Source organism: Rhizobiaceae bacterium (assembly GCA_023953845.1).
Taxonomy (GTDB): Bacteria; Pseudomonadota; Alphaproteobacteria; order Rhizobiales; family Rhizobiaceae; genus Arvimicrobium.
Map to the genome: position 1 here is coordinate 831,011 of JAMLJC010000002.1, position 26,238 is coordinate 857,248.

Here is a 26,238-nt window from a genome sequence, read left to right on the forward strand (position 1 = left end):
GCCGTTCACCGCAGCTGGGCTTTGCTGGATTGGAAGATTTCGACGCCGGTCAGCGGTACCGTGTTCCGGTTCGCGCGGATGTGCGCGCGGATCGCCTTCTCGATGACGTCGATGCCAATGTGAGCGCGCAGCGGGCCATTCAGGTCGACCTTGGCGATGTCGACGATGCGGAAGTCCCACTGCTTGCGTTCGCTGATCGTGCCGGCGTCGGTGCGCACCGGCCCCGTCGCCGCGCCGAGAGCTTGAGCCTCGAGGTGCTTGGCCTTGTGTTCGGCCTTTTCGGCCTCCTGAAGCGCGACGTCGGCAATTACGCCTTCGGCCGACGCAGCAGCCTCGTCGAGTTTGCGCTGGGCTTCCTCGCGCGCCTTGGCGGCGGCCTCGGCGGCGGCCTTCTGCGCGGCGGCGCGTTGCGCGTCGGCATAGGCGCCAGCAAGACTTTCCGCCGCGTTTTTGATCCTCAGGCAGCGGGCATGAAGGCTCTCCGGGTGCGGATTGACGTTGACGCCGAACAGCCGGTTCCAATCGTTGAGTTCTTCGCGGATCGGCCCAACGATCTCGTCGCGCTTGTCGCAGACCTGCTTTGCAACCTTCTTCGCGGCGAGCCCGAGCGCCACCCAGGTATCCCGCTCGTTGTCGTTGGCGATCCTGCCGGCGACAAGGCCATCCTTCGCCGTGTTGGCGCGGCCGGCCAGTGCTTCGACCTCAGTGATCAGGTCCTTGTGTTCATCGACGAACAGCACTGATACCGGCGGCTTGTTGTGACCCAGGCCGGCGTCGGCGGGGCCGACGATCGAGGGGGCATCAGAAACGCGCATCGGGATTCTCCTTCGGGGTGATGCGAAGCGAGCGCGACTTCACGGCTTGACCGTTCGGGCCAGTCCGCACCGACGTGCGCGCTACAATGTTCCAGTTCGTGGTGAAGCCGGTTTCAGCCGCGCCGAGTGCATGCAGGATCCGGGGGCGCAATTGCTCGATGGCCTTTCCGGACACAGCGTGTGCCTCGCGGGCATCCACAAACCTGCCGGATATTTCGTCCAGCCCTTCGACGGCCGTCAGGTCCTTCCGATCAGGCATGCTGTCGCGGTAGACCTCCGCCACCGAAGCGCCGTCCCGGTTCCAGTCGATTGGAGGCTCCTCGCCGACCTCGACCTTGCGCCAGAACTCGCGGACGTCACGCCGAAGGCGGTTCATGACGCGCGCGCCGGCGTCGAGCGGAATATCGACGATCTGCAGATCAATGCCCCGGCCGATGACCATGACGGCCACGCAAGCCCATGTCGCGCCCGTCAGCGTGGCCTCGACGATCGCCTGAACCGCTATCCAGAGCGGGAGCACGACGTCGCCCGTTTCCGCATCGATCCATTCGCGCCGGAATTTATCCTCAGCGACGGTCTTCACCTGCACGATGCCCTGGCCGAAAATGTCGGGACGGGTCGCGAAGGCGTCCGGTGTAGCGCCGATGCGGGCTTCCGTGTCGCGCCAGTAGGCGTTGTCGCGCCTGTATTCGACCGTCCACTCCGGCCGATCTTCGCGCAGCATCTCGATGACGACCGGTTCCAGCAGGCGCCCGCGGCGCAAGACAGGATTGTCGGCATCGTCGCTCGCCACCCGGCCGGACTTCTCCGCCCAAAGGCCATAGGGCGTCTGGTAGGGGTGAACGCCGAGAAGGGCCCCCGCGACCGATGCCGTCACATCCTGCTTGCGGGCGTCGAGCCAGGTAGCGCGGTCGGCCGGGTGGATGATCTGGACGGTCATGACGACGCCTCGACACCGAGGGCGTCTGCCGCTTCTGCCAACTGGCTATCTGTCAGGGAGGTCTGCCAGTCATCCGCAACGCCGGCCATCATGCCGTATCCAACGGCGTCGAGCCCTACAATTAAGGCAGATCGTCCGGCGCCAATATCGTCGTCGCCATCCGCCATCACGACCTGCAGATCGGCATAAGCCTCACGGCCACGATCGAGCACCGGCTTCAGGTCGGGCAGGGCATCCCAGCCCTGCATTTCGGCGGCTTCGACTAGGTCGCGGATCGCGTCTAGAACTTCACGCGGGCTCATATCGGCATCCCCGCATACGCGGACGCGGCCCAGCTCATGCCAACGATGAGAGCAGCTGTGATCCGATGATGCTCGACAAGCCAATTGCACGCGGCGTTGAGAGCGGCGTCCATCAGGCGGCCTCCGGCGTTTCGACTTCGATGAAGTCTCCGGAGATCGACAGACGGTAGGTTTTGCCGGCCTCAATACCGTCATGCCCGACCATGGCGGCCCGCACGGCGACGAGATTGCCGGCGTCATCATAGGCGCCGAGGCTGATTGCACTCCCCTCGACGGCAGTGGCCGTGCCGTTCGGCCCAGCCGCATGCGCAATTGAATTTTTCCCTTTGACAGAGGCGTGGCCGCGATACCCGGCGGCAGAGGCGTGGCCGCGATACCCGGCGGCAGAGGCGTGGCCGCCAGACCCGGCGGCAGAGGCGTGGCCGCCAGACCCGGCGGCAGAGGCGTGGCCGTAATCCCCGGCGGCAGAGGCGTGGCCGCCAGACCCGGCGGCAGAGGCGTGGCCGTAATCCCCGGCGGCAGAGGCGTGGCCGTAATCCCCGGCGGAGAGGCGTGGCCGCGATACCCGGCGGCAGAGGCGTGGCCGTAATCCCCGGCGGCAGAGGCGTGGCCGCGATACCCGGCGGCAAACTGCCCATTTCCCTGCTTTCGCGCCATTTCCGCAACCCAGGCGACGGCGCGACGGGTCAGGTCGCCGATCGATATGTCGACCTTGATCGACAGAATGCTCGACGCACCCTTGGTGTCACTGTTTTCCTCGCGGGCTATCTCACCTGAAGGCTCGACGATGGCGTAACGACCGGTGGCCGGGCCGTAATACGTGAAGGCATCGAGCGGCATCTCCACCCAATGGAACGCACCATCGCCACACCGGACGACGGGACCGCCGCCGTTGTCGTAGGTCTTGCCGATCTCGTACTGGAAGGATCGCCCTTCCGGCGTGCAGGTCAAGTCGCGGTTGAAGCCCTTGTACGCAACCAATGGCTCAGCTGGAACCTTGGACTTCGAGGTCGTTTTCGCCTTTGCGGCCATGTCGATTGATCCTTCAGTCGGATGGGGAAACAGTTTCAGGCAGCAGCTCGCGCGATGTCCCATCCGGTCAGATTGCCAGCGAGAACCGCATCGAGGTCGGCGAGGAAAGCCGTGCAGCGGGCGACCTTCATGTCGGTCCAGCCCAAGCGATCGGCCTTGGCGACCCACTGACGCATGGCCCAAGCCGCGCCGGAAATCGTCGCGTTCAGTCCGGACCCGAACTCGCGGCAGGTCAGTTTGAACTGCTCGACGTCGGCATCGCCGCGGTTGCGCTTCATGCGCAGGAGGTCGCGGAGGAACACCGGCTTCGTCTGCGGCAGCAGGCTTGGTGTGAGGGCTGAGATCAGGCCGTCGCGGGTAAGGTCGTGGGGCATCGGATGTCTCCTTTGCCTAAAAACTTAAGTGACACTGAAAATTCCGTCAATCCAAAAAATCAGTGCTGCTGAAATTTTCTCAGACGGCGGCAAGCCGAGCCTCGCGCGCGAAGCGCCAGTTCGGAGAGGTTTAAGATTGTGATCAACGTTGAAGACGGCATGAGCCGTAGCGCTAGCTACGGCGCACATGCCGCGCGACATAAACGCTGAAGATTTGAGCTCTACGTTTGAACGTAGAGTGTACCTTTCAACGTAGAGCTATGATGTTTGAAAGTTTATATCTCTGATCCGCGCGAACGCACGACTGCGAGAGCGCGCGCGGGTAAAGCCCGCGCGCTCGGCCGTCAACTGGCCGATGGCAGGAGGGTCAGGCTGTTTTGAGCCTCAGTTGACCTTGAACGCCACCCTGACGAATTGCTTTCTTCATCGCTGCGGGCGGTAGAACTGCGAATATCTCACCAATCCATTCGAGGCGGACATTCTCGATCGGCGCGGCGTTCCAAGAGGTGAGCGTGACGCTGTCTCCGTCGCCTCTCATAATCGTCTTGATGAAGCGCCGGCCGTTGCTTGTCCGGACTGCCGCCTCTTCGCCGTAAAAGGTCGTTAGCGGGCGTTTCTGTTCGCGAAAGACGACAATCGTTGCTCCGTCACGATAAAACGGCAGCATCGAATCGCCGCGAACCTTGAATGCAATTAGGTCGTCATCGAGATCGAAGGGAAGGGAGACCTGGTCCAGGCCCTCGGGCGGAACCTGCTCGAAGTCGGGCTCAACTTCCGCCCCCGCCCCAAGATATCCCATCAAGGGGACCTCGGTTCCAGCAGGTGCGCCGGACACAGCAGGCGGGCCGCTGAGGAGGTCTCCAGCTGTCACGTGAAGAGCTTCTGCAATGGCGTAAAGCGAGGTGTCGGTAAAACCCTGTTTCCCGGTCTCGATCTGGGAAATGGTCGCGGTTGCCACGCCAACGGCTTCCGCTAGTTGTTCCTGCGTCAACCCGCGATGTTTGCGCCATTGGCGAATGTAGTTTTCGCGCCGCGCCGGCTTGGCATTCGTGACCATCCACATTTTCTGCCGCAACGCGCGTGTCAGTACCATTCGCTCTCACTGAAAAATCAGCTTGACTGAAATTCAGTGTGAATGAAGTATGGGGTATGGAAAAGCTCCTCGAATATCTCAACGCTGAACGTGGGCGTCGGCTCGCATTGTCAGCCGCCCTCAACTGTTCGCCGTCTGCCATCTCTATGTGGAAGCAGGTTCCGGCAGAGCGTGTAGGAGAAGTCTCGCGGGCGACCGGCATTCCGCCTCACGATCTGAGGCCCGACATTTTTTCATCGACGCCCATCACGACGGGAGACGCGGCATGAGTGCGTCAGTCTCGGGCCAAGCCGCCCTGCGGGTTCTTCAGCATCGCATAGAGGTTGCGCAGAAGCTTCGCGACCTCAGCCTTCTCGTCTTCCATGGCCGCCAGCATTTCGGAATCAAGCCCGTGCTCTCGGATGATTTCGTCGCTCGCAAGGTCGGCTATCAAACCCGCGTTCTGGGTAGCGACGAATTCCATGGCGTCAAACCATTCAGAGGCGCGCTCGGGCTCACCGGGTCGAAAGCTGTCGATCAGGGCGCAAAGCATGGTTTGCACGGCGCGCGCAGTGCATCGCTCCTGCCAGATCAGGCGGTAAGCGACCGCCAGTTCAGTTTCGAGCGCGCCAACGCGCGCCTCGATGCTCTCCAGATCAGCCATGACGTTTCCCTCCGATTCTTCCGTTCGCACCGGGAGATTATCACGAGGGCCGCATCATGAGCTTTTCGGCGCGCCAGCTGTTCCCGCGCGCCCGCCGGCTGACCACCGGCATGGTGGCCCACGTGCATGTCGTGGGCCACCTCCTTTCATCCGTCTGCGCATCGCGTCTCTCCAGTTCCGTCGCTGGAATGGAGAATGGCGATGTTCGGTTCGGAAATCTCGGAATCGCGTTCGGAGAACTCCGAATTTTGTTCGGAGGCTTCGGAGCGGGGCGGGCGCATCATGTCTAGCGTAGCGCTCGCCCAACAACACAGCCGCGAGTTGGGCAAGATGCTCGCGCCGCACCAGGGATGGAAGGGGCAGGTGTCGGCCATCCACCGTGCAATCACGAGCCCGGAGTTTGAGTGGCGGCTCGAAACCTTGACGTGGAACCGTGTGAAGTCTTGGCTGTTCGCCGAAGCGCGGCGCGTCGATTACGAGGAAATGCGCGCGCTCAAAGAGTTGCGCGCGGGACAGGAGGCACGACGTGCCAGGCTTAAACTCGCCGCCACGGCCAACCTTCTGGCAGCGCATCTTGCCGCGGAAGGCGCGCCGCTGGATAGCCACCAAGTGCGTGCTCTCAGCCGCATCGCTGGCACTCTGGGTGTATCCGGAGTTGCCGAATGACCCGCTGGAAGGATCTGAGCCCAACGGAGAAGCGCTCCGCCGTCAAGGACGGGATTCTCGCCGGTAAGAGTTTTGGCGAAATAGCCTCTGAGCTCGGAGCGATATCGCGCTCCGCAATCGCCGGTGTCGTCAAGAAATTGCGGGACGAAGGCGAGCTTCCACCGCCGGCGCCAAGAGAAAAGACCGGGGCGGCCGGCGGCGCGATATCGCGCAAGAGCCGCGCAAAGTTGAGGGCGGGCGCTCGGTCCGCCGCCGCGCCCACAACGTCAAAGGTCAGACGGACGCGGCCTGAGATGATCGTCCTGCCGGCCAACGCGCCGCGGACAGCAATAGCCGCCATGGTCGACGCCTATATCGCCGTCAACGGCGTCCGGCGCTTCGAAAGAGGCGTCGCCGACGATCTCGAATATCTGCGCGGATACCTCGCCCGGCACGGCTTCGAGGTCTCCTACATCCAGCGCGGCAGATATCCCTATCTGGTTCGTGGCCGCAGCGGACGGCCTCAATCCTTCGATCGCCCCGGCCTGTTCGCCTTCGTGGACGAGCTTCGCCTGGCAGAAGGTCGTGAACCCTTCCTCCCAAGAAAGGACAACGCCGATGGCGCGCGTGCTTGAAGGCAGAAACCGTGCGACCGCCGACGAGGCGGCCAGCTTCGTCGATGAGTTCGACCGACTGGAACAGGAGCGGGAGCGCAAGCTCGACGAGCTCGACGCCGAGTTCAAGGCCAAGAAGCGGGACGTCAACGCCAAGATCAATGCCGATCAGAAGTCCATTCTGACGGATGCCAAGAAGGTCGGGGTGAAGAAGGGCGTCATCCGGGCGCTCGCCGATCCGCAGAAGCGCCGGCGCAAGGCGATGGAGCAGCTGGAGCGGGCCAACGAGCGCGCCGATGACGCGATCGAAGCGCTCGAGACCGAGGATCAGGACTTCGCGAGAGACATCCGGCAGGCCCTCGGCGAGGACTTCGCCGGTCTTCCGCTCGGGCAGGCGGCCGTGGAGCGAGAGGAGAAGCCGGAGAGCGGAATCGATCCGGTGGCAGCAGCTGCAGAGAAAGCATGGAAGGACGCCGAGCCGAAGAAGGGCAAGGCGGCCAAACACTGAAATTCCAGGCGAAAACCTCCGAGGACAACGGTGCGACTGCGCCGGGCACGAAACTCAAAGGCCCGGCCGACTGCATGGCGGGAGAGGTGAGTAGGGTTGTCGCTGACCGATGCAGCGACTGCAACGTCTGAGCAATGGACGCGACAGCTCGGAGAGACGGCACCTCAACGAGGATACTGAGATGCTCATCCTTGGACTTGATATCGCGACCAGCACGGGCGTGTGCTGGATGGACACCGCATTGCTACCATCGAAATGGCGCTGCCTCGCCATCGATGCCGAAGGCGAGTTTCAGGAAGACAAGACCGGCGACCTCGCGCTTTACCTGAAAACCGAGTTCGCGGGCATGCGACCCGACTTCGTCGCCATAGAAATGCCCCGCCGCGACGTGGCGGCCTATCCGAAGAACATCTTCGACCCGAAAACCGGCAAGACGAAACAGATATGGACGGTGAATCCCGATCAGCTGCTTCTTCCCGCGCTGGTGGCTGGCGCGACCGCGGCTTGCGATCTGGCTGGTATTCCATGGGGCCTGATCTCGTCGCGGACATGGCGCGCGGCCTACTATGGAAAGGGTTACAAGCCGTCGGGTGACGATTGGAAGGCCGCCGCCGTCGATGCCGCGACCTTTCAGGGCATCGTTCTGCCTCTCGAAAAGAAGGCCCAGCGGGACGCGGCGGAGGCGGTCGGGATCGCCTCATGCTGGATGAAGTGCACGCAGATCGCTGAACGCCATCAGAAGGTCTTCACGACACTGCGCCTCGGCGTCGGGAGGGTTGCCGCATGACTCCCCGGCCATCGAACGGCCGGATGCGGCCAAATCACTCTCTCGGCGCGGCGTTCTTCATCGGCGTGGTCATATCGGCCTTTGCCGTCATCGTCTTCATCACGCTCGGCGGCGCCCAGCCATGAACCTGATCGTCCATTCGCCTTCGGCCCGGGTAGCGATGCAGATCGGCATCGCGGCGACGATCTCGGGAGCCAATGTCGAACTTCAACCGACTGCGGCCGATCTCACATCCCGGCTTTACCGTGATGGCGACGCCATCGGTCTCTATTTCAGGGAAGGCTGGACCGATTCGGTGGAAACCGCGCGCGGGATGCGTGAAGCCGGCGTTCTCAACCTGCTGTTCTGTGTCGTTGATCAGCACGAGCGGGATGAAAGCGCTAAGGCGATGGCGCGCGCGCGCATTCTCAATGCCGGAGCGGACGACGTTCAGACCTGGCCGGTCGACCCGAAGGAGATCGCCAGCCGCCTCCACGCACTGAAGCGCAGGACGCGGGTGCCGGCGGATCACATGTTCATTCCCCCGGCCGCCATGTTCGATCCGGTCAACCAGAAGGTGATGGGGAACGGCCATGTCGTTCACCTGACGGCCAAGGAAAGTGCGCTGCTGGAAATCCTGGCATCCCGCTCGGGCGCCTGCCTCAGCAAGGCCGTGTGCATGTCCGCCATCTACGGTGGACGAGACGAGCCGGAACTGAAGATCATCGACGTTTTCCTCTGCAAGCTCCGCAAGAAGCTCAAGCCCGTTTGCGGCGAGCATGACCTGATTGAAACGGTCTGGGGACAGGGGCTGCGCTTCAGGGAATGGAGCGACGTCGCATGAGCGAGGATCGACCATTTCGCTGCGTGCTCGCCCAGTGCATCCGCGATGCCCGTCTCGGCAAGACGAGCTTCACGTGGAGCGCCATGGGGCCAGAGGGGCAAGAGGAGCTTCGTCGCGAAGCCGACAGGGCGATCCGGCTGCTTGAAATGCATGGTGTTCGTCTTGCCCGTGTCGGTGAGCCTGAGCCGGGTCAGCCGGTCCCGTCCGCACCGGTGATTTATCAGGACAAGATCGTCGGCCGGAACGCCGAGCGCCAGTTGCGGCGCGGTGCCGACGACAAGTGGGAGGTGACGAAGGTCGAAGTTGGCCAGACGACCGTGCAACTGACCTTCTCCCTGATGCAGGCCTACGAAATGGCCGGCCGGGCATTGCAGGGCGACCGCGCGGTCGCGAGCGCGCCCGGCATCCTCACGACACTCGCCGCCGCGCTCGAAATCCACCGCTGCCATGCGGTGGCGATGGAGCCGGCATGACCGGCCCGCTCGCAACCTTCGGGCAAGACTGGTCCGATCTCGTCGATGATCTGGCAGATCAGCAGGTCGCCTTGTTGCGACGCGTCGCCCGCGAACTTGATCACGACACTGCAGCCATGCGCGCTGTCGAAGGCGCGCGCGACTGGCGCGATCTCCAGAACACAGGTGACAGATATGCAGATCGCTAGCGCGGAAATCGAATTCCGCCATTTTCATTTCTTCTGCGGCCTCGGTGGCGGCAAGAAGGGCTTCAACAAGGGCTCCGCGCGCGTTGGCAACCTGCGCGCCCGCTTCCGGTGTATCGGCGGGATCGACAACGATCCGGCGGCGATCCGTGACTTCGATCGCGCCGGCCCTGGCAAGGGCACGGTGCTTGATCTCTTCAGTCGCGAGCAGTTCATCGCCTTTCACGGTCACGAGCCGCCAGCCGGATGGCGGCTGGCCGGCGTGGACGACGTTCGGCGCGCCGCGAACGGCGAGCGACCACACATCATCTTCCTGTCCGCGCCCTGCAAGGGGTTCTCCGGGCTTCTTCCAGAGAAGTCGAGCGCGTCGGCGAAATACCAGGCGCTTAATGGCCTGACGGTGCGCGGCGTCATGCTGATGCTCGAAGCATGGAGCGACGATCCGCCCGAACTGATCATCTTCGAAAACGTGCCGCGCATCATGAACCGTGGCCGTCATCTGCTGGACCAAATCGTCGCCTTGCTGCGCGCCGCCGGCTATGCGGTAGCCGAGACCACGCACGATTGCGGAGAGATCGGCGGGCTGGGGCAATCGCGCAAGCGCTTCCTGCTGGTTGCACGGCATGAGGCGAAGGTCCCGCCCTTCCTGTATGAGCCGGAGAAGCGCCGGTTGCGCGGCGTCGGAGAAATCCTTGAGCGGCTTCCCCTGCCGGGCGACGTGCGCGCTGGCCCGATGCATCGCATGCCGGCGCTGCAGTGGAAGACGTGGGTGCGTCTAGCATTCGTCGAAGCCGGATCGGACTGGCGCTCGCTGAACAAGCTTGCCATCGAGGATGGCGTGCTTCGGGATTTCGGCATCCTGCCGGAGGTGGAATGGCAGGGTGGCGTCTTGGGCGTCCGGCCATGGGATCAGCCCAGCGGCGTGGTGACCGGTCGCGGCTCGCCAACCACAGGTACCTTCGCCGTTGCCGACCCTCGCTTTGCTGCCGGTGGCAACGAATATTCGCAATACGGCGTGCGGCGCTGGTCCGAGCCGATGGGCGCCGTCATCAATGTGAAATCGCCCGGGCAGGGGACGTTCGCTGTCGCCGACCCGACCATTCCCGGCAAGCCGCGCTTCAACAACGTCTTCCGGATCGTGCCTTGGGGCGATGCTGCGCCGGCGGTGGCAGGTCCTGGCGGCCCCGCCGGCGGCCTAGCGGTCGCTGATCCGCGCCCAGCGCCTCGCGACGACTACAAGCAGACGAAGTACCGCGTTACCGGCTTCGCTGAAGCAGCGGGTACCGTGATTGCGGCGTCGACCACCGGAAACGGCGCTTTTGCAGTCGCAGACCCGAGGCCGGGCAAGCCCACCGAGGACCTGCAGGGCAACTGGCACATCACGCCTTTCGACGAACCCGCCCATGCTGTCGTGGGGAACCGGAAATCCGGCGCGAGCGCGGTCGCCGATCCTCGCCCGGTCAACGATCTGCGCAACGGTGCGCACGGCGTCCGTGCGTGGGATGAAACGAGCGGAACGGTTGCTGGCGAGAGCCTTCCGCCGAATGGTGCATTCTCTGTTGCGGACCCGCGTCCGGAAGCCTTTAAGGAAGGCCGCAAGCACTACGAAGGCGGTGGCCACTACGGTGTGCTGCCATGGGGTTCCCCGAGTAAAACGGTATACGCGTCGGGCAATCTCGACAATGGATACATGTCTGTTGCGGACCCGCGCGAGACCTCCGAGGAGCCGCTTTTCGAACTGCCGGCGCCGAATGACCGTCTCGTTGCCGTCATCCGCGCGCTCGACGGGACCTGGCACCGGCCCTTCACCACGCTCGAACTTGCCGCGCTGCAAAGCCTCGTCGATCCCGAAGACATCGCCGCAGGCTTTGCGCTCGACGGTCAATCCGATTCAGCGTGGCGCGAGCGTATCGGCAACGCGGTTCCGCCGGACGCGGCCGCCGCTATAGCCGACGTCATGGGAACAACCCTCCTGCTCGCCATGACCGGAGAGACGTTCATGCTCTCCACGCAGCCGATCTGGGTACAGCCCATCGCGATGGCGCTCGCGGTCGACCAGCGCGGGAACATCCCCTGGGAGGCGGCAGAATGATCACTCTTTCCGCAGCGAATGAAGCCGTGCGCAAGCTGGCGGCAGAGCTAGAGGCCGAAGAGCGTGCGATCGCCGAGGCGATTTCCGCGAAGGCGATCGGCGACGGAACGGGATACTGGAAGCGGGCGCACGCCCTGAGGGAGCGCCTCCGCGTAGCCGTGGCCTTGCGTGACGCGATCGAGGAGATGGCCGAGTGACCACCTATCTCGACTTCCTCCGCGCCAAGATGAAGGTCGCGCCAGCCACCGGCTTCGATGTCGACGACGCGGACATCAACCCCGACCTCGCTCCCCACTGCCGCGCCATCGTGAAATGGGCATTGCAGGGCGGCCGGCGCGGCATCTTCGCCGCCTTCGGACTGCACAAAACCTCGATCCAGCTCGAGCTTATGCGCCTGATCGGTAAGTTCATCGGTGGCCGTCGTCTGATCGTCCTGCCGCTGGGCGTCCGACATGAATTCTTCGATGAAGCGAAGGAGCGGTTCCGTGGCGATTTCGCAATCGAGCTACGGTTCGTCCGCCGCGACGACGAGGTGACCGACGACGATGTGATCCACATCGCCAACTATGAGAGCGTGCGAGACGGCAAGATCGATCCTCGCCAGTTCGTGGCGGCATCGCTCGATGAGGCTGCCATCCTTCGGGGCTATGGGACCAAGACCTATCAGACGTTCCTGCCGCTGTTCGAAGGCGTCCGCTTCAAGTTCGTGGCGACCGCCACGCCTTCGCCAAACCGGACCAAGGAACTGATCCACTATGCGGGCTTCCTCCAGGTCATGGACACCGGGCAGGCGCTGACGCGGTTCTTCCAGCGCAACAGCGAAAAGGCGAACGAGCTCACACTCTACGCTCACAAAGAGGACGAGTTCTGGCTGTGGGTGAACAGTTGGGCGGTCTTCCTTCAGTCTCCGGCCGACCTCGGCTTTTCAGATGACGGCTACGTCCTGCCGAAGATGACCGTGAACTGGCATGAGGTTCCGACCGATCATGGCGCGGCCGGCGTGGACCGGGATGGGCAGGGGCTGCTGATCAACGATCCCGGTGCCAGCGTCATTCACGCGGCGCGCGAGAAGCGGGTGAGCATGGACGCCCGCCTCCAATCCATGTCGGCCATCATCGCAGATTTCCACGCGCCCGGCCGCCAGGCGGTCGTCTGGTGTCACCTCAATGATGAACAGGATGCGTCAGAGACCGCGCTATCGCGCCTCGGCATCTCCTTCTCTTCCGTTCAGGGCAACCAGACGATCGAACAGCAGGACAAGCTCATTGATGCATGGAAGGCGAAGACGACCGATGCGTTCATCGCGAAGCCGGTCATGTTCGGCGCGGGCGTCAACCTGCAGCAGTGCCACAAGATGGTATTTCTCGGCATTGACGCCAAGTTCCACGACTTCATCCAGGCTGTGCACCGGATCGTGAGGTTCGGGCAGAAGCATGAATGCACGATCGATATCATCTATTCCGAAGCCGAGCGCGGCACTCGGCGCATCCTTGAAGAGAAGTGGGCCGAACACGACCGGATGATGGAGCGGATGACGGAGATCATCCGCAAATATGGTCTGGGCAGGCTGCCGCTGGAATCGGTGCTGAAGCGCTCGATCGGCGTGGAGCGCGAGGTCGAGCAGGGTGAATATTTCCGGATCGCGCATAATGATTGCGTCGATGAGGCGGGCAGGACCGAGACGAACAGCGTCGGACTGATCATCACCTCGATCCCCTTCTCGAACCACTACGAGTATACGGCCAGCTACAACGATTTCGGCCATACCGACGACAACGATCATTTCTGGCAGCAGATGGACTTTCTGACGCCGGAACTCTTCCGGGTCCTGAAGCCGGGCCGCATCTATGCCTGCCACGTCAAGGACCGCATCCTGTTCGGGAATGTCACGGGCGCCGGCCTGCCGACGGTCTCGCCCTTCCATGCCGAGACGATCTTCCACGGCATGAAACACGGCTTCGACTACTGCGGCATGATCACGATCGACACCGACGTGGTGACCGAGAACAACGGCAACTACCGGCTGGGCTACACGGAGATGCTGAAGGACGGCACGAAGATGGGCGTCGGATCGCCCGAATACGTGCTTCTCTTCCACAAGCCGCAGAGCGACCGGACAAAAGGCTACGCCGACGAGCGTGTGAGCAAGAACCGAGATGACTACAGCCTCGCGCGCTGGCAGCTTGACGCCCATGCGCACTGGCGCTCCAGCGGCAACAGGCTTCTGACCCGCGAAGAATGGTTGCAGATACCGCCGCGCGCCGTGCCGAAGGCCTTCCGCGCCTATAGCGACGCGACCGTCTACGATCATGAGGACGTTGTGGCGATCGGCGAGGCCCTTCAGTCGAAGGACCGGCTGCCGACCGAATACATGGCGCTGGCTCCGGTCTCGCACTCGCCATGGATATGGTCGGACGTGGTGCGGATGCTCACGCTCAATGGCAGCCAGTCTAGCCGGAACGTCGAGAAGCACATCTGCCCGCTGCAGTTCGACATCGTCGATCGGCTGATCGACCGATACTCAAATGAAGGAGATGTCGTTTACGACCCGTTCGGCGGGCTGATGACCGTCCCGTATCGAGCCATCATGAAAGGTCGCTACGGCATGGCGTCCGAGCTCAACGAAGTGTCGTTCAAAGATGGTGCGCACTATTGCCGCGAAGCCGAGGCCGGTCGCGACGTGCCGAGCTTCTTTGATCTACTGGCGGCACCATCGATCGAGCCGAGCATCGAGGATATCACTTCGGAGGCGGCGCAATGATGTCCAGTATCGCGTCCTACCTGATTTCGATCGCTGACCGTCGCCAGCCTGATATCTGCATTGGCGGCGAAGCTGATCCCTATATGCGACGCTGGTGGCTGATCCCGCGCAACCGTTGGTTCAACATCTACCTGCACCACTTCATGCGCTCTGACGATGATCGAGCCCTGCACGATCATCCATGGTGGAACGTCTCGATCCTGCTGGAAGGCAGCTACACCAAGCACACCATAGAGGCCGGCGGCGTCAACCGCCGCACGATCCGCACGGCCGGAGACTGGAAACCACGCACCGCCGCCAGCGCCCACCGCATAGAGCTGCATGCCGGCCCATGCTGGACGCTGTTCATCACCGGGCCGCGCATCCGGGAGTGGGGTTTTCATTGCCCGCAGGGCTGGCGGCATTGGCGCATCTTCACCGCCGGTCCGAATGGCGAAACAGTCGGTCGCGGCTGCGGCGAGAATGACGAGGTTCCGCGATGATCCTCGACATGAGCAAGCAACTGGCCGCCGTGAAGAAGGCAATCGAGACCGGCGACGACATGGGAGCGGCCATGGAACTGGCGGCGATCCATTCAGCCGGCATGGCGATGGAGCGCCGTCGCTGCCTCGACATCGTTGCCCGTAAGGCTCTGAACGCCGCCGCGGTGCGGGCCGAGATCGAGAGGCCAGTACGATGAATGAGGTCGATGCCCGTGCCGTTCCCGTTTATGGCGGCTACCATGGTGAGTTTCGGAAGGTGCACCGGGCCGGCTATGAGCAGGTCGCGGTCAACGGCGTTCCGCAGGTCTACCAGACGGAGGCCGAAGCCGAGATTGCCGCGTGGCGCGCCCTGAGATCTCATCTTTGCGGAGATATCGTTCGAAGCGGCGAGAAGATGAGCGCCGAAAGATCAAAGGCCGAGGCACTGTTTGGAAAGGTCTTCCCCGGCAAGGGACGCCGGCCGGTTGAGGTGGTGCGGCGGTGAGCGCAATGATCGACCTCCATGATCAACGGTTTGGCCGCCTCGTAGTTATTGCTCGGTCCCCGCGCCGGGCGAAAAGCAATGTGCTCTGGCTATGCCAATGTGACTGCGGGAACACGCATATCGTTGCCAGCCAACTCTTACGGCTGGGGAAAACCACCAGTTGCGGATGCCTGCGGGCGGAAGGCGTCGCCGAATATGCCACCCGTCACGGCATGAATAAGGCTCCGGAGCATCGAAGCTGGGTGGCGATGCGGCAACGGTGCCTGAATCCGAAGGATACAAGCTACTCCTACTATGGTGGCCGGGGTGTCACGATCTGCTCTCGCTGGCTGTATGGCGAAGATGGCCAACACCCATTTACCTGTTTCTTCGAAGACATGGGGCCAAAACCGTTCCCGGAAGCCACGCTTGACCGGGAAGACCCGGATGGGAACTACGAGCCATCGAACTGCCGATGGGCTAGCCGGCAAGAGCAGTCTGTCAATCAACGTCGCTTTCAGGAGGCTTCCGCCTCAGCATGAGCGACGATTTTCACGTCAGCATTGAGCCGGTTGCGCTCAAGGTATTGCCCGAGTTCCTTGGCGAGCCGAACAAGGCTCTGTCGTCGCCCGGGCGCGAATGGCGATGGGGGAAGAACGGCAGCATCGCCGTCGATTGCCAAAAGAACGTTTGGGCGGATCATGAGGATCAGACGGGCGGCGGCGTTCTCGACCTGCTCACCTCCTTTCGCGGCTACACCAAACACGAGGCCGTCGAGTGGTTGCAGGATGAGGGTTTCCTCGAGCGAAAGGAGCGCCCCAACGGAGCCGCCAACGGATCCTCGCCGCAGGGCAAGTTCGCTGGTTTCATGGACGATTGGCCCGTCGCCACCTTCGAATACTTCGATGATCATGGCCGCCTTGCCTACGAGGTCCTGAAGTTCGCCAAGACCGCGCCTCGCCGCTACATGCAGCGCCGCAAGCATCCGGCCGGGAAAGGCTGGGTATGGGGATTGCAGGGCGGCACCTACGGGCAGGTCAAGTCGGGCGACTGGTTCAAGGCGAAGGATGGCAAGCACTATCAGGCCGAAGAGACGTTCGATGACGCCGTGCGCTGGCTCTATCACCGCGACGAGGTCTTGAAGGCCAAGACCGACGGCGTCACCGTCTTCCTCTGCGAGGGCGAAAAGGACGTCGAGACGCTGCGCGGTTGGGGCTTCATCGCCACCACAAATGCAGGCGGCGCGAAATACTGGTCCGACGCCTTCGATGACGATCTCGCCGGCGCGGACGTTGTCATCCTTCCCGACAACGATGAACCCGGCCGATCCCGCGCGCAACTGCGCGGCGCCGGCCTGTTCGGGAGGGCGAGGTCGGTTCGCGTTCTCGACATCGCCGCTCATTGGGGCGATGCGCCAGAGAAGGCCGATATTACCGATTGGAAGGAGGCGACCGGCGCCGACGGCGAGAAGTTCCGCGATCTCGCCGGCAAGGCCAAGCCATGGCATCCTGAGCGAACGCGGGCCTTCGGCGCCTACTATCATGATGAGATCGACGGGCCAGGTCTCCAACTCGACTACGTCATCGACGGTTGGCTTTCGTCACGCGGCCGCTCCGTCATGGGCGGGCCATCAGGATCCGGCAAATCCTTCCTCGCGCTCCACGCGGCCTACTGCATCGCCCGCGGCGTCGATTTCTTCGGTTATCACGTCGAGCAGGGTGGCGTGATCTATCAGGCGGGCGAAGGCGGGCTTGGCATGAAGAAGCGGCAACGTGCCTATGTAAAGCACTTCGGCGTCGATGATGCGGCTTCCCTGCCTCTCGTCGTCTTGCCGGCCAAGGTCGACCTGTTCAGCCGGGACGGTGACATCGACAGGTTGATCGACGCCATCAAGCAGGCACGGCTGACCATGGCGGTGCCTCTGCGCGTCGTTTTCATCGACACGCTGGCAACCGCCACGATCGGCGCTGACGAAAACTCCGGCAAGGATATGGGCTTTGTGCTCGCCAACATCGCGCGCATCGAGGAAGAGTGCGGCGTCCACGTCTGTCTCGTCCATCACATGAACGCCGATGGCAAGAAGCTGCGGGGCCATACCTCGATCCATGCGAACGTCGACACGGTGATTCAGGTCACCGTCGATGATGCCACCAAGATAAGGACGGCGGTGCTGCGCAAGCAGAAGGATGACGAGGATGGTCTTGAGGTGCGCTTCTCGCTCGCATCTGTCGCCGTGGGGCTGAATGAGAAGACGGGCAAGGAAATCACATCGTGCATCGTGCTCACGGTCGACCAGAAGAAGCAACTCCAGGCGGAAAAGGAGAAGTACGGGTTTGACGTCCGGCCATCGGAGGTCAAATTCCTCGTGCCCCTTTTCAAGGCGATCGAAAAATACGGTGTCTTCGTGGCCACGGATAAGGACGGCCCGAAGGAAGCCGTGGGCAGGAGCGTCGTGAGGCTCGAATACTTTTTCGATGCCGCGGTCGAAATGGATGCGACAGAGGAAGACAAGCCCAAGGCCCGCGAACGCATCCGGAAGCACTTCGAGAACAACAACAAGTTCCTGCTGAAGGCTGGCATCATCGCCGTATCGCGGCCTTACGTGTGGTGGACCGGCCGTCCCATTCGCGGCTTCCCGGAGACCTTCCCGGAAGAGATGCGAAATCGGAAAAATCCCGGAAATTTCCCGGAAGAATCCCGGAAAAACCCGGAAGAGCCCATTTCGCCCGGCATGGCCGAAGTCCTCGCGGGCGAGGATTTGTTGCTGTGACCGACGTCCCCGAACACGTCCGCCGGATGTGCGAGGAATTCGGCGTCCGCGTCATCCCGAAGCATCGCTATCCGGGGCCAGGCGAGACCCGCGCTGTCGCCACGATCGATCGCATCTGGCGCAAGCACGGCGAGGATCATCTGCGTCTCGTGCTCACCACGTTGGTGGAAACGGCGAACAACAAGATCCTGCTGGACGAGGTGGGGCTCTGGATGGCCTCCGACATGGTGCGTAAGTGCCAGCCGATAATCAACGAACGGGCTGGCGAGTGGCTCGATCTCTGGGATGCGATGCCGGCCGGCGAACTGCAGTTCGTGTGCCAGGATCTGCGCGGCATAGTTTCGCAGCGAGCCGCGCTCGGTGGTATGATCTATGAACGCATTTACCGGCGCTTCGGCCCTTTCGCAGATCAGATGGAACTCTTCGATGACAGGAGGCGATCATGAACATCGGTGACATCGCCCTGCGGTTCATCCGCGCCGCCGAGGTCGAGAGAGCGAGCCGCGAACACGTCGGGCCTTCCCCGCTGCGCGCCCAGCAGTTGCCCTACGTCCACTCCTTCGCGGATAAGGCCGGGTGGCGGAAGGAGCCGGGCGACAAGCTTGAGCGCGGCGCCGACCCTCTTGCCGAGGAGCGCAAGGCGTTCTGGGAGCGCATGGGGATGATGCCGACGGCGGAAGAGCTCCGCGATCTCGACGGCCTTTATGACCTGCTGATGATGGTTGACAGGGACGAGGAGCGCCGGGCGCTTCTTGCATGGGCGAGGTCAAAGGTCGGCGGCAAGGCGTTTCGGCGGTGGTGTTTTCAGGTCGAGGGCATCCATCCGGAGACTGGTCGAAGGCGAAAAGATCGCGCTCTTACGCGAATTTCTGCACATCTCAACGGCAACACTGTGCAGAATTGCGCAAGCGATCCTGCAGCCATGTTGCAGTGCGGCCCTGTTTCCGGCGATGTTTCTGGCACGCTGGACGAAGACGCGGGCAGTCGAACCGGCCTCAATTCATGGATGGCAGACGGCGCCCTCGCGAGCGTGGTATCCGAAGCCGTCGATTTTTCATGGGCGCAGAAGCGGTGGCAGATGCGTCGCCGGCGGGAGGCTGAAAAGGCCAAAAAACAGGCCGCTGCGGAAACCTGTCAAGCAAAAAATTCCGGACAAAACCCGGAAATTTCCCGGACAAATGCCGGAAAAATGGCGACGGGGCCGATTCCTTCAAAAAGTCGTGCTACACGGAATCGACCCTCACGCGCGTAGACACTGACCTTGATCTGCTGAGCCACCCGGCCGGCGGGCCAAGAGCCCGCCCGGCCAAGCAGCGCGCGGCATCTCAAGGTAGAGCACTACATCAGCAAGAATCGAAGGCTCGCGCGATTCTGCTATCTCTTCCGCGATCTCGCGATCCACGGCGGCGTGAAGGAACCAGACCATAGACCGCGCCGATGTTCTCTCGCGTCGGTCTGTTCTCTTGCGTACCGGCCTCTGGAGTATTTCCGCCAGTCGAGCGCGAGGCCGGCCGTCACCATCATCGAATTGATTTCTCGTCCGTCGGCGCGCCAGCAGGTCGCGACCGGGCGCTGATATCGATCGTAGCTCGATATCGTGCATCGCGTCGGACGAGACGCAGAAAGGATTTCGTCCAGGGCTTTCGCTGCGACGGCACCACATCGGTACCTCGCCCCGGACTTGTCGTGACACACCTGCCAGCTCTCCGGTGCGTCGATCCCGTGAAGCCTGATACGCCGTCCGCCGATCTCGATCGTGTCGCCGTCAACGACAGACGCCCTGCCGGCGATCTCGTCGCCGAAAGCGGGCGATGTGAGCAGTAACAGGGCGGCGAGAGCAAATCGCATGGGAGCAAATTACCATGGCCTGTAGCGGATGCCAGAAGCGCCGAGAGGCCATCGTCAAGGTGGTGAAGAGTGTCGGCGCCGTCATGATCGGCAGAAAGATCGTTGACGGAAAGGTCGTCAGCGCGAAGTGAGTTTCTTGACCAGCACATGAAAAGCGCACCTGCAAGGAAGAAGACCGGCCGCCCGCCGGCGCTCGTCGCCGACCCCAAAACCCTCAAGACGATCGAAGGTCTCGGGAAGATTCAGGCGACCACGCGGGAGTGCGCCGCGGTCCTCTCCGTTTCGCACCAGACGTTCATCGCCTTCATGAACGCCCATCCGGCGGTCGGAGAGGCCTTGGAAAAGGGCAAGGAAGGCGGCAAGACCTCGCTGCGGCGCACGCAATTCGCACTTGCGAAGAAGAATGCGGCGATGGCGATCTTCCTCGGCAAGAATTACCTCGATCAGACCGACCGGCAGGATATCAGCCAGTCCGTCACGGTCGACGTGACGGTGACGGATGCAAGGTCGAAGCTTGAACGTCTCCTCCTTCGCCAGCATGGCGCCGGAGCAGATCAGGTCGGCGCTGGCAAGCCTCACTGACGACGAGTGCGAAAGCCTTCTGCGCGATTGGCGCTTCTTCGCCCGGCCGGAGCAGATCGCGCCTGAGGGTGACTGGCTCAACTGGCTGATCCTAGCCGGTCGTGGTTTCGGCAAGACCCGGACAGGCGCGGAGTGGACGCGGGAGCAGGTCAAGGCCGGGGCTTCCCGCATCGCCCTGATCGCGCCGACGGCGTCGGATGCCCGTGACGTCATGGTGGAAGGCGAGAGCGGTCTTCTGGCTGTCTGCTGGGCCGGCGACAAGGCCTATTCGGGCGATCCGATCGGGCGGCCGTCCTATGAGCCGTCGAAGCGCCGATTGACCTGGGCCAACGGAGCAGTCGCGACGCTCTTCTCTGCCGAAGAGCCGGAGCGTCTGCGCGGACCTCAGCATGAGGTAATGTGGTGCGACGAGCTCGCCGCATGGAAATACCTGCGCGAGACGTGGGACATGGCGCAATTCGGTCTCAGGCTGGGCAACCAGCCGAGGACCTGCATTACGACGACGCCGAAGCCGCTGCCGCTGGTGAAGGAGATCGCGAAGGACCCGCGCACGGTCATCACCCGGGGCTCGACCTTTGACAACGCGTCGAACCTGGCGCCGACCTTTCTCAAGACGATCAGGGAGAAATACGAAGGCACCCGCCTCGGTCGGCAGGAACTGAACGCCGAGATCCTTGACGATCTGCCGGGGGCGCTGTGGTCGCGCGACGCGATCGACAAGACCAGGCTGAGGCAGGTGCCTGATTTGCAGCGTATCGTGGTGGCGGTCGATCCGTCAGGCACGAAGGGTGAAAGCGACGATGGTGACGAGATTGGCATTGTCGTGGCAGGCAAGGGCGTTGACGGGCGCGGCTACATTCTCGCTGACCAGACTTGCAAGCTATCTCCCGACGGATGGGGGCGTCGAGCTGTCGCTGCATATCATGGAGGTTGGTCGCAGACGCCAGAGCGGTTTCGGGCCGACCGGCTTATCGCGGAGCGCAATTTCGGCGGGGCCATGGTCCAGCATGTCATCAAGACCATCGATCCGAAGGTCGCCTACAAGGAAGTCACAGCCAGTCGGGGCAAGGTAGCCCGGGCCGAGCCTGTGGCCGCCCTCTACGAACAGGGCAGGGTGAGCCATGTCGGTTCATTCCCCGAGCTTGAGGATCAGATGTGCCAAATCGATGCGTCTGGCTACATCGGTGAAGGCTCGCCAGACCGCGCCGATGCGCTGGTCTGGGCTTTGACCGAACTGCTGGTCGATGGGTCGAGCTATACGCTCGCGAACGTGGATAGGCTATGAGATTCTGGAGCAAAATATTTGGAGAGGGAGCCGCAAAGCCCCAAACCTTTATCCCAGATAACATCCACAGCTTAGCAGGGCTTGGCGACCCCCTACGGGACAAGGCTGCAGGCGTCTACTATGCCGCCCCGGTGCTGACCGATCTCGATCTGCTCAATGCCTATCGCGGCTCATGGCTGCCGCGAAAGATCGTGGACATTCCGGCGCTGGATTCGACACGGAAGTGGCGCGACTGGCAGGCCGAAGCCGATCAGATCGAGAAGATCGAGGAGGAGGAGAAGCGCCTTGGACTGAAGGCTAAGGTCTATGAGGCTCGGGTGAAGGCCCGTCTGTTCGGCGGCGCGGCGATCTACATCGCGACCGGCGACCGTGATCCGTCACAGGAATTGAAAGCGGAGCGCATCAAGACGGGCGGCATCAAGTTCCTGACGGTTCTGGCTCGACGCGGCCTCAATCCTGGCGAGATCGAAACTGATCCCGAATCGCCGCATTACGGCCAGCCGAAGGTTTACGTGCTGTCATCCGACACTCGGCAGGTCGACATTCATCCGTCGCGTCTTGTCCGCTTTGTCGGCGCGCCGTTCCCGGATGACGAAGTTCCGGACGCCCTGATGAATCGCGGATGGGGTGATAGCGTCCTGGCCTCTACTCTTGGGGCAATCAAGAACGCGGACGGCACGGCCGCCAACGTCGCGAGTCTCGTTTTTGAAGCTAAGATCGACGTCGTGAAGGTCCCGCAACTCATGGCGAGTCTGTCGAGCCCAGAGTATCGATCGCGGCTGTTTGATCGTTTCGCCCATGCGGCTTTCCGCAAAGGGAATCTCGGCACGCTGATCCTCGATATGGAGGAAGAGTATCAGCAGAAGTCGGCGACGTTCCAGACGTTGCCCGACGTCATGGACCGTTTCCTGCAGATCGTGGCCGGCGCGGCGGATATCCCGCTGACGCGGCTGCTGGGTACGTCTCCCGGCGGGCTGAACAGCACGGGTGAGGCCGATACCCGCAACTATTACGACAGGATCGCCTCGATGCAGTCCATCGAGATGACGCCCGCCATGCAGTTACTGGACGAGTGCCTGATCCGCTCCGCGCTTGGCTCCCGGCCGCCCGAGGTGCACTACATCTGGTCTTCGCTCTGGCAGATCAGCGACAAGGAGCGCTCCGAAATCGGTAAGGCCATCGCCGAGACGATCTCGACGCTCACGAACACCGGGCTGTATCCGCAGGAGGCGCTTGCGACGGCCGGCGCAACGGCGCTGACGGAGCAGTCGATCCTCCCGGGATTGGAAGGCGCGATCGAGGATGCTGGCGGTCTGCCGGATTATGATCTTGAGGCGGAGAAGGAAGCTGAGGCCGAAATGGCGCGGATCGAGGCGGCTGGGAAGAACAAGCCGGTCAAGCCGTGATCCGCTACGATCTCGCCACCATGGTGGAGCGCAGGAAAGGCACGACGGCGCTTCTCCCGCCCATCGAGGACAGCGTAGGCGCCAAGGCCAGCTACCTGAAGGCGCTGCGGGCCATGCTGAGGGCCGCCAACGCCTATGTTCGGGAGATCATGCTCCCGGAGATCGAGCGGGAGATGGCCGCGACGCTGATGCGGGATATCGGTGATGACGTCTTCGTCCGGTTCGCCGGGTTTGTCGCCAACCTCGCCTCTGCCGCCGAGCAGATGGTCGACCGCGTCCTTGGGTTGGAGGCGAAGCGGCACACCGAGACGTTCAAAGCCACGGCCAAGAAGGCGCTCGGCATCGATCTCAAGGCTGTTGTGAGGGAGGAAGACCTCGCCGGCTATCTGGAGACGGCAGCAACCCGGAATGTCGGGCTGATCCGGGGCCTTTCCGCCGATCTGGTCAAGCGCATTCAGGAGCGGGTCACAACGGCCCTGATCCAGGGCGAGACGGCGAAGGCTCTGCGCAAGACGCTGACCGAGGAGTTCGGTATTGCCGATCGGCGCGCGCAGCTGATCGCGCAAGACCAGATCGCGAAGCTGAACAGTGACATGAACAGGATCCGGCACGAACAGGCCGGCGTGACGTCCTACAAGTGGCTGACGAGCCGGGACGAAAGGGTCAGGCCGCGCCACAGGGAGCTTGAGGGCAAGGTCTACAAATACGGGGAGCCGACTGGCGCCGAGGGCGGTTTGCCGCCCGGCCAGCCGATCCGCTGCCGCTGCGTTGCTCGCGGTATTGTTCAGTTCTGATCTGGCAGGAAGCGCCTGAGATCGTCGGGTACGTCGATCTCGACGCTGTCGACCTTCGCCTTGTACGAGGCTGGCGCGCACCACTCGTAGATCAGGCCGAAGCGGTGCTCGGAAAGCTCGTCCTGCCGTTTCAGGTGGAGCTCGATGGCCTCGACCCTGATGGCGAGGTTGAGGATCAACTGCCGAAGCTCGCGAAACTGGTCATCGGTCATGGGTGATTTTTCGGTCCCGCTCGGCGCATGGAAGGGTCAGGCAGCATTCATCATCGGCGGTGGTCCGTCAATTGCCGCATTCGATTGCGGTCGATTGCAGGGCCGGGGCAGGGTGATCGCGGTCAACGATGCGGGCCTCTACAAGGCGCCATGGGCCGATATCCTGTTCTGGGCCGATCGGCGATGGCTGGACTGGAACGTCGACAAGCTCGGCCTGCACACCGGCCAATTGAAGATCACGCGGAAGAAGCCGCACATACCGACCGGCCATGACGTGAAGACGCTGGATTTCCTGCCGCGCAAGCTGTCGCACTGGCCCGAGGCGGTCGGTGGATGGTGCGGCGGATCGTCGGCGATCAACCTGGCGTATCTGCTCGGGGCAAACCCGATCATCCTTCTCGGCTTCGATATGCGGCCAGGGAACTGGCACGACAACCACAAGCTGCCGTGCCTGTCAAACCAGCACCGGGACAAGTTCATCCCGACGCTGGAGGCGATGGCACCCCAACTGGAAGAGCAGGGCGTGGCGGTGCTGAACACGAACGAGCGGTCGGCCCTTCGGTGCTTTCCGTTCGCCGATATCGAGGACCTTCTGAGCATGGACGATATCGCCCTTGTCGAGCGGGAGAAGTATCTCGCGATCTGGCAGCGGCCGGAATACCGCAGGGTGTCGCCGGGCATGCTGGAATGCGAGCGGGCGTTTGCCGTCTGCGATATGAAGCCGGTTCGCAGCCTGATCGATTTTGGCTCGGGGCCGTGCCGCGCAACCAAGTGGTTTGAGGAAAAGGGCCTCGACGTCCTCGCCATCGACTTCGCGCCGAACGCGCGGGAAACCGACGTTCCGTTCGTGGAAGCCTGTCTGTGGGATTTGCCCGCAGGAATCCCGCGCGCCGACTATGCCTTCTGTGCCGACGTGATGGAACATATCCCGCTGGCGAAGGTGCTGGACGTGCTGGCGAACATCGAAAGCCTGACGCGCAGGTCTGCCTATTTCCGCATCGCGACCCGTCCGGACAAGATGGGGCCGCGCTTTCTGAAACAGCCGCTGCACATGACCGTGAAGGACGCGGATTGGTGGCGCCGGCAGGTCGAGGCGCATTTCCCGCTGGTCGACGTGATCGAAAACACCGGTCGCGACGTGATCCTGTTGGCGAGGTCGTAGAGACAATCATGAAATTCACCGATGCAGTGAGCATCGCTGGCACCCGCCGGCGCGATGACGGCTACCTTGTCGCCGATGCGCGCGTGGCCCGTACCGGCGTCCAGCTTTATGCAGGCTATGAGGTCGGTAAGCCCGAAATGGCCGTGGTGCGCGTCTACCGGCCCGATGCCGAGGTGTTCAGCCGGGACACTCTGGCGAGCTTCGCGCATCGCCCGGTGACGAACGACCATCCGGCCGAGCCGGTGACGGCCGACAATTGGAAAGACCACGCCGTCGGCAACACGTCGGACGAAGTGGCCCGCGACGGTTCCATGATCCGCGTCCCGCTGATGGTGAGCGACGGAGCGACGATCAAGCTCATCGAGGATGGCAAGCGCGAACTGTCGGCCGGCTATACGTGCGATCTCGCCTTCGAGACCGGCCAGACGGCCTCCGGCGAGGCGTACGACGCCATTCAGAAGAACATCCGGGCGAATCACGTTGCCATCGTGCAGCGCGGCCGCGCCGGTTCCGAGGTCCGCATCGGCGACGATGCAGGCAAGTGGGGCGCGAGCCCTGTCACACCCCAGACAGCAGATGAAAGGACAAGCCAGATGGCTGATGCTCTGCGAAAAGTGCTGGTCGATGGGCTCCAGGTCGAGACGACCGACGCAGGCGCCCAGGCTATCGACAAGCTCCAGAAGGACTTGGCGTCATCCGCCGCCAAGATCGACACCCTGACCGCCGACCACGCCACGGCGCTCGCGGCCAAAGACGCCGAACTGGCGAAGGCGCACGCCGAACGCGATGCTGCCAACGCCAAGATTCTCGACGCCGCCGCGCTCGATAAGCTCGTGCAGGCTCGCGGCGACCTGATCGCCACCGCCAAGGCTATTGCGGCCGACGTGAAGACGGACGGCCTGTCCGACGCCGAAATCCGCAAGGCGGTCGTCGTCGCCAAGCTCGGCGATGCCGCTGTCAAGGACAAGGCGGAAGCCTACATCGACGCCCGCTTCGATATCCTCGCCGAGGATGCGGCGAAGAGTGTCGATCCCGTCCGTGCCGCCCTGCAGTCGCAGGATCGCGCACCCCTCACCAACGACAACGGCCAGGCCGCCTACGAAAAGCGCCTTTCCGATGCGTGGAAGCCGAAGAAGGAGGCCTAAGC

General features: G+C 62.9%; 32 protein-coding genes. 24 read left to right on the forward strand and 8 right to left on the reverse strand.

The features are described 5' to 3' along the window. Positions 1–5 precede the first annotated feature (5 nt). From M9955_26070 to M9955_26090, 5 genes are all read right to left on the reverse strand, one after another. Positions 6–815 (reverse strand): hypothetical protein, encoded by an 810-nt coding sequence (locus M9955_26070; protein ID MCO5085114.1) that lies wholly within the window; start codon positions 813–815, stop codon positions 6–8. Continuing rightward, positions 802–1,755, reverse strand: coding sequence for a YqaJ viral recombinase family protein (locus M9955_26075; protein MCO5085115.1), 954 nt, complete (start codon positions 1,753–1,755; stop codon positions 802–804). The genes M9955_26070 and M9955_26075 overlap by 14 nt, the downstream gene beginning before the upstream one ends. Further along, a complete protein-coding gene (locus tag M9955_26080; GenBank protein MCO5085116.1) occupies positions 1,752–3,089 on the reverse strand; it encodes a hypothetical protein in 1,338 nt (445 codons plus the stop codon). The genes M9955_26075 and M9955_26080 overlap by 4 nt, the downstream gene beginning before the upstream one ends. A 35-nt stretch (positions 3,090–3,124) precedes the next feature. After that, on the reverse strand, positions 3,125–3,463 hold the full coding sequence (locus M9955_26085) for a hypothetical protein (protein ID MCO5085117.1): 339 nt from the start codon (positions 3,461–3,463) through the stop codon (positions 3,125–3,127). 367 nt (positions 3,464–3,830) lie between these two features. After that, positions 3,831–4,556 (reverse strand): helix-turn-helix domain-containing protein, encoded by a 726-nt coding sequence (locus M9955_26090; protein ID MCO5085118.1) that lies wholly within the window; start codon positions 4,554–4,556, stop codon positions 3,831–3,833. 146 nt (positions 4,557–4,702) lie between these two features. Between M9955_26090 and M9955_26095 the strand changes: the two genes are divergently transcribed. Further along, on the forward strand, positions 4,703–4,825 hold the full coding sequence (locus M9955_26095) for a helix-turn-helix domain-containing protein (GenBank protein MCO5085119.1): 123 nt from the start codon (positions 4,703–4,705) through the stop codon (positions 4,823–4,825). A 5-nt stretch (positions 4,826–4,830) separates the two neighbouring features. Here the strand turns inward: M9955_26095 and M9955_26100 are convergent, their stop codons facing one another. Next, on the reverse strand, positions 4,831–5,199 hold the full coding sequence (locus M9955_26100; protein ID MCO5085120.1) for a hypothetical protein: 369 nt from the start codon (positions 5,197–5,199) through the stop codon (positions 4,831–4,833). Between the two features lie 195 nt (positions 5,200–5,394). Between M9955_26100 and M9955_26105 the strand changes: the two genes are divergently transcribed. The 17 genes from M9955_26105 to M9955_26185 all read left to right on the forward strand — a co-directional run bounded on the left by M9955_26105 (position 5,395) and on the right by M9955_26185 (position 19,054). Further along, entirely contained in the window at positions 5,395–5,865 is a 471-nt protein-coding gene (locus tag M9955_26105) for a hypothetical protein (protein MCO5085121.1), read from the forward strand. Positions 5,866–6,158: 293 nt separating this feature from the next. After that, positions 6,159–6,479: a hypothetical protein gene (locus M9955_26110; GenBank protein MCO5085122.1), complete on the forward strand. Its 321-nt coding sequence runs from the start codon at positions 6,159–6,161 to the stop codon at positions 6,477–6,479. Further along, positions 6,463–6,966, forward strand: coding sequence for a hypothetical protein (locus tag M9955_26115; GenBank protein MCO5085123.1), 504 nt, complete (start codon positions 6,463–6,465; stop codon positions 6,964–6,966). The genes M9955_26110 and M9955_26115 overlap by 17 nt, the downstream gene beginning before the upstream one ends. A gap of 181 nt (positions 6,967–7,147) precedes the next feature. Further along, positions 7,148–7,753: a hypothetical protein gene (locus M9955_26120; GenBank protein ID MCO5085124.1), complete on the forward strand. Its 606-nt coding sequence runs from the start codon at positions 7,148–7,150 to the stop codon at positions 7,751–7,753. A 121-nt stretch (positions 7,754–7,874) separates the two neighbouring features. Next, positions 7,875–8,576, forward strand: a complete 702-nt coding sequence (locus M9955_26125) for a response regulator transcription factor (protein ID MCO5085125.1) — start codon at positions 7,875–7,877, stop codon at positions 8,574–8,576. Further along, positions 8,573–9,049, forward strand: coding sequence for a hypothetical protein (locus tag M9955_26130; GenBank protein MCO5085126.1), 477 nt, complete (start codon positions 8,573–8,575; stop codon positions 9,047–9,049). The genes M9955_26125 and M9955_26130 overlap by 4 nt, the downstream gene beginning before the upstream one ends. After that, complete coding sequence (locus tag M9955_26135; GenBank protein ID MCO5085127.1) at positions 9,046–9,237, forward strand: hypothetical protein; 192 nt, start codon at positions 9,046–9,048, stop codon at positions 9,235–9,237. The genes M9955_26130 and M9955_26135 overlap by 4 nt, the downstream gene beginning before the upstream one ends. Further along, positions 9,224–11,326 carry a DNA cytosine methyltransferase gene (locus M9955_26140; GenBank protein MCO5085128.1) on the forward strand — a complete coding sequence of 701 codons (2,103 nt, stop codon included), beginning with the start codon at positions 9,224–9,226 and terminating at the stop codon, positions 11,324–11,326. The genes M9955_26135 and M9955_26140 overlap by 14 nt, the downstream gene beginning before the upstream one ends. Next, positions 11,323–11,523, forward strand: coding sequence for a hypothetical protein (locus M9955_26145; GenBank protein ID MCO5085129.1), 201 nt, complete (start codon positions 11,323–11,325; stop codon positions 11,521–11,523). The genes M9955_26140 and M9955_26145 overlap by 4 nt, the downstream gene beginning before the upstream one ends. Next, positions 11,520–14,087 carry a DNA methylase N-4 gene (locus M9955_26150; GenBank protein MCO5085130.1) on the forward strand — a complete coding sequence of 856 codons (2,568 nt, stop codon included), beginning with the start codon at positions 11,520–11,522 and terminating at the stop codon, positions 14,085–14,087. Before M9955_26145 ends, M9955_26150 begins: the two co-directional genes overlap by 4 nt. Beyond that, positions 14,084–14,569: a hypothetical protein gene (locus M9955_26155; GenBank protein MCO5085131.1), complete on the forward strand. Its 486-nt coding sequence runs from the start codon at positions 14,084–14,086 to the stop codon at positions 14,567–14,569. The genes M9955_26150 and M9955_26155 overlap by 4 nt, the downstream gene beginning before the upstream one ends. 8 nt (positions 14,570–14,577) lie before the next feature. After that, positions 14,578–14,766 carry a hypothetical protein gene (locus M9955_26160; protein MCO5085132.1) on the forward strand — a complete coding sequence of 63 codons (189 nt, stop codon included), beginning with the start codon at positions 14,578–14,580 and terminating at the stop codon, positions 14,764–14,766. Further along, positions 14,763–15,053 (forward strand): hypothetical protein, encoded by a 291-nt coding sequence (locus tag M9955_26165; GenBank protein MCO5085133.1) that lies wholly within the window; start codon positions 14,763–14,765, stop codon positions 15,051–15,053. Before M9955_26160 ends, M9955_26165 begins: the two co-directional genes overlap by 4 nt. 5 nt (positions 15,054–15,058) lie before the next feature. Then, positions 15,059–15,574, forward strand: a complete 516-nt coding sequence (locus M9955_26170; protein ID MCO5085134.1) for a hypothetical protein — start codon at positions 15,059–15,061, stop codon at positions 15,572–15,574. After that, the gene (locus M9955_26175; GenBank protein ID MCO5085135.1) at positions 15,571–17,802 is read left to right on the forward strand and encodes an AAA family ATPase; all 2,232 of its coding nucleotides are present in this window, start codon (positions 15,571–15,573) and stop codon (positions 17,800–17,802) included. Before M9955_26170 ends, M9955_26175 begins: the two co-directional genes overlap by 4 nt. Then, positions 17,799–18,248, forward strand: a complete 450-nt coding sequence (locus M9955_26180; GenBank protein ID MCO5085136.1) for a hypothetical protein — start codon at positions 17,799–17,801, stop codon at positions 18,246–18,248. Before M9955_26175 ends, M9955_26180 begins: the two co-directional genes overlap by 4 nt. Beyond that, positions 18,245–19,054, forward strand: a complete 810-nt coding sequence (locus M9955_26185) for a hypothetical protein (protein ID MCO5085137.1) — start codon at positions 18,245–18,247, stop codon at positions 19,052–19,054. Before M9955_26180 ends, M9955_26185 begins: the two co-directional genes overlap by 4 nt. Before the next feature lie 122 nt (positions 19,055–19,176). On the opposite strand, the gene M9955_26190 is transcribed toward M9955_26185, so the two are convergent. Next, complete coding sequence (locus tag M9955_26190) at positions 19,177–19,650, reverse strand: thermonuclease family protein (GenBank protein ID MCO5085138.1); 474 nt, start codon at positions 19,648–19,650, stop codon at positions 19,177–19,179. A gap of 147 nt (positions 19,651–19,797) precedes the next feature. On the opposite strand from M9955_26190, the gene M9955_26195 reads away from it, so the two are divergent. From M9955_26195 to M9955_26210, 4 genes are all read left to right on the forward strand, one after another. Then, positions 19,798–20,232 (forward strand): hypothetical protein, encoded by a 435-nt coding sequence (locus M9955_26195; GenBank protein ID MCO5085139.1) that lies wholly within the window; start codon positions 19,798–19,800, stop codon positions 20,230–20,232. Further along, positions 20,165–21,517, forward strand: a complete 1,353-nt coding sequence (locus tag M9955_26200) for a terminase family protein (protein MCO5085140.1) — start codon at positions 20,165–20,167, stop codon at positions 21,515–21,517. Before M9955_26195 ends, M9955_26200 begins: the two co-directional genes overlap by 68 nt. A 131-nt stretch (positions 21,518–21,648) precedes the next feature. Then, positions 21,649–22,923, forward strand: a complete 1,275-nt coding sequence (locus tag M9955_26205; protein ID MCO5085141.1) for a DUF1073 domain-containing protein — start codon at positions 21,649–21,651, stop codon at positions 22,921–22,923. Continuing rightward, entirely contained in the window at positions 22,920–23,717 is a 798-nt protein-coding gene (locus M9955_26210; GenBank protein ID MCO5085142.1) for a minor capsid protein, read from the forward strand. Before M9955_26205 ends, M9955_26210 begins: the two co-directional genes overlap by 4 nt. Here the strand turns inward: M9955_26210 and M9955_26215 are convergent. Continuing rightward, positions 23,708–23,929, reverse strand: coding sequence for a hypothetical protein (locus tag M9955_26215; GenBank protein MCO5085143.1), 222 nt, complete (start codon positions 23,927–23,929; stop codon positions 23,708–23,710). The genes M9955_26210 and M9955_26215 overlap by 10 nt on opposite strands. On the opposite strand from M9955_26215, the gene M9955_26220 reads away from it, so the two are divergent. Both M9955_26220 and M9955_26225 read left to right on the forward strand, forming a co-directional pair. Continuing rightward, positions 23,928–25,091: a class I SAM-dependent methyltransferase gene (locus tag M9955_26220; GenBank protein MCO5085144.1), complete on the forward strand. Its 1,164-nt coding sequence runs from the start codon at positions 23,928–23,930 to the stop codon at positions 25,089–25,091. The genes M9955_26215 and M9955_26220 overlap by 2 nt on opposite strands. 8 nt (positions 25,092–25,099) lie before the next feature. Beyond that, positions 25,100–26,236, forward strand: coding sequence for a DUF2213 domain-containing protein (locus M9955_26225; GenBank protein MCO5085145.1), 1,137 nt, complete (start codon positions 25,100–25,102; stop codon positions 26,234–26,236). Positions 26,237–26,238 lie beyond the last annotated feature (2 nt).

What these genes read in the sequence shown, in the direction of transcription:
- M9955_26070 (MCO5085114.1), bottom strand. Translation starts at nt 815, where the DNA reads ATGCGCGTTTCTGATGCCCCCTCGATCGTCGGCCCCGCCGACGCCGGC.
- M9955_26075 (MCO5085115.1), bottom strand. Translation starts at nt 1,755, where the DNA reads ATGACCGTCCAGATCATCCACCCGGCCGACCGCGCTACCTGGCTCGAC.
- M9955_26080 (MCO5085116.1), bottom strand. Translation starts at nt 3,089, where the DNA reads ATGGCCGCAAAGGCGAAAACGACCTCGAAGTCCAAGGTTCCAGCTGAG.
- M9955_26085 (MCO5085117.1), bottom strand. Translation starts at nt 3,463, where the DNA reads ATGCCCCACGACCTTACCCGCGACGGCCTGATCTCAGCCCTCACACCA.
- M9955_26090 (MCO5085118.1), bottom strand. Translation starts at nt 4,556, where the DNA reads ATGGTACTGACACGCGCGTTGCGGCAGAAAATGTGGATGGTCACGAAT.
- M9955_26095 (MCO5085119.1), top strand. Translation starts at nt 4,703, where the DNA reads ATGTGGAAGCAGGTTCCGGCAGAGCGTGTAGGAGAAGTCTCGCGGGCG.
- M9955_26100 (MCO5085120.1), bottom strand. Translation starts at nt 5,199, where the DNA reads ATGGCTGATCTGGAGAGCATCGAGGCGCGCGTTGGCGCGCTCGAAACT.
- M9955_26105 (MCO5085121.1), top strand. Translation starts at nt 5,395, where the DNA reads ATGGCGATGTTCGGTTCGGAAATCTCGGAATCGCGTTCGGAGAACTCC.
- M9955_26110 (MCO5085122.1), top strand. Translation starts at nt 6,159, where the DNA reads ATGATCGTCCTGCCGGCCAACGCGCCGCGGACAGCAATAGCCGCCATG.
- M9955_26115 (MCO5085123.1), top strand. Translation starts at nt 6,463, where the DNA reads ATGGCGCGCGTGCTTGAAGGCAGAAACCGTGCGACCGCCGACGAGGCG.
- M9955_26120 (MCO5085124.1), top strand. Translation starts at nt 7,148, where the DNA reads ATGCTCATCCTTGGACTTGATATCGCGACCAGCACGGGCGTGTGCTGG.
- M9955_26125 (MCO5085125.1), top strand. Translation starts at nt 7,875, where the DNA reads ATGAACCTGATCGTCCATTCGCCTTCGGCCCGGGTAGCGATGCAGATC.
- M9955_26130 (MCO5085126.1), top strand. Translation starts at nt 8,573, where the DNA reads ATGAGCGAGGATCGACCATTTCGCTGCGTGCTCGCCCAGTGCATCCGC.
- M9955_26135 (MCO5085127.1), top strand. Translation starts at nt 9,046, where the DNA reads ATGACCGGCCCGCTCGCAACCTTCGGGCAAGACTGGTCCGATCTCGTC.
- M9955_26140 (MCO5085128.1), top strand. Translation starts at nt 9,224, where the DNA reads ATGCAGATCGCTAGCGCGGAAATCGAATTCCGCCATTTTCATTTCTTC.
- M9955_26145 (MCO5085129.1), top strand. Translation starts at nt 11,323, where the DNA reads ATGATCACTCTTTCCGCAGCGAATGAAGCCGTGCGCAAGCTGGCGGCA.
- M9955_26155 (MCO5085131.1), top strand. Translation starts at nt 14,084, where the DNA reads ATGATGTCCAGTATCGCGTCCTACCTGATTTCGATCGCTGACCGTCGC.
- M9955_26160 (MCO5085132.1), top strand. Translation starts at nt 14,578, where the DNA reads ATGAGCAAGCAACTGGCCGCCGTGAAGAAGGCAATCGAGACCGGCGAC.
- M9955_26165 (MCO5085133.1), top strand. Translation starts at nt 14,763, where the DNA reads ATGAATGAGGTCGATGCCCGTGCCGTTCCCGTTTATGGCGGCTACCAT.
- M9955_26170 (MCO5085134.1), top strand. Translation starts at nt 15,059, where the DNA reads ATGATCGACCTCCATGATCAACGGTTTGGCCGCCTCGTAGTTATTGCT.
- M9955_26175 (MCO5085135.1), top strand. Translation starts at nt 15,571, where the DNA reads ATGAGCGACGATTTTCACGTCAGCATTGAGCCGGTTGCGCTCAAGGTA.
- M9955_26185 (MCO5085137.1), top strand. Translation starts at nt 18,245, where the DNA reads ATGAACATCGGTGACATCGCCCTGCGGTTCATCCGCGCCGCCGAGGTC.
- M9955_26190 (MCO5085138.1), bottom strand. Translation starts at nt 19,650, where the DNA reads ATGCGATTTGCTCTCGCCGCCCTGTTACTGCTCACATCGCCCGCTTTC.
- M9955_26195 (MCO5085139.1), top strand. Translation starts at nt 19,798, where the DNA reads ATGAAAAGCGCACCTGCAAGGAAGAAGACCGGCCGCCCGCCGGCGCTC.
- M9955_26220 (MCO5085144.1), top strand. Translation starts at nt 23,928, where the DNA reads ATGGGTGATTTTTCGGTCCCGCTCGGCGCATGGAAGGGTCAGGCAGCA.
- M9955_26215 (MCO5085143.1), bottom strand. Translation starts at nt 23,929, where the DNA reads ATGACCGATGACCAGTTTCGCGAGCTTCGGCAGTTGATCCTCAACCTC.
- M9955_26225 (MCO5085145.1), top strand. Translation starts at nt 25,100, where the DNA reads ATGAAATTCACCGATGCAGTGAGCATCGCTGGCACCCGCCGGCGCGAT.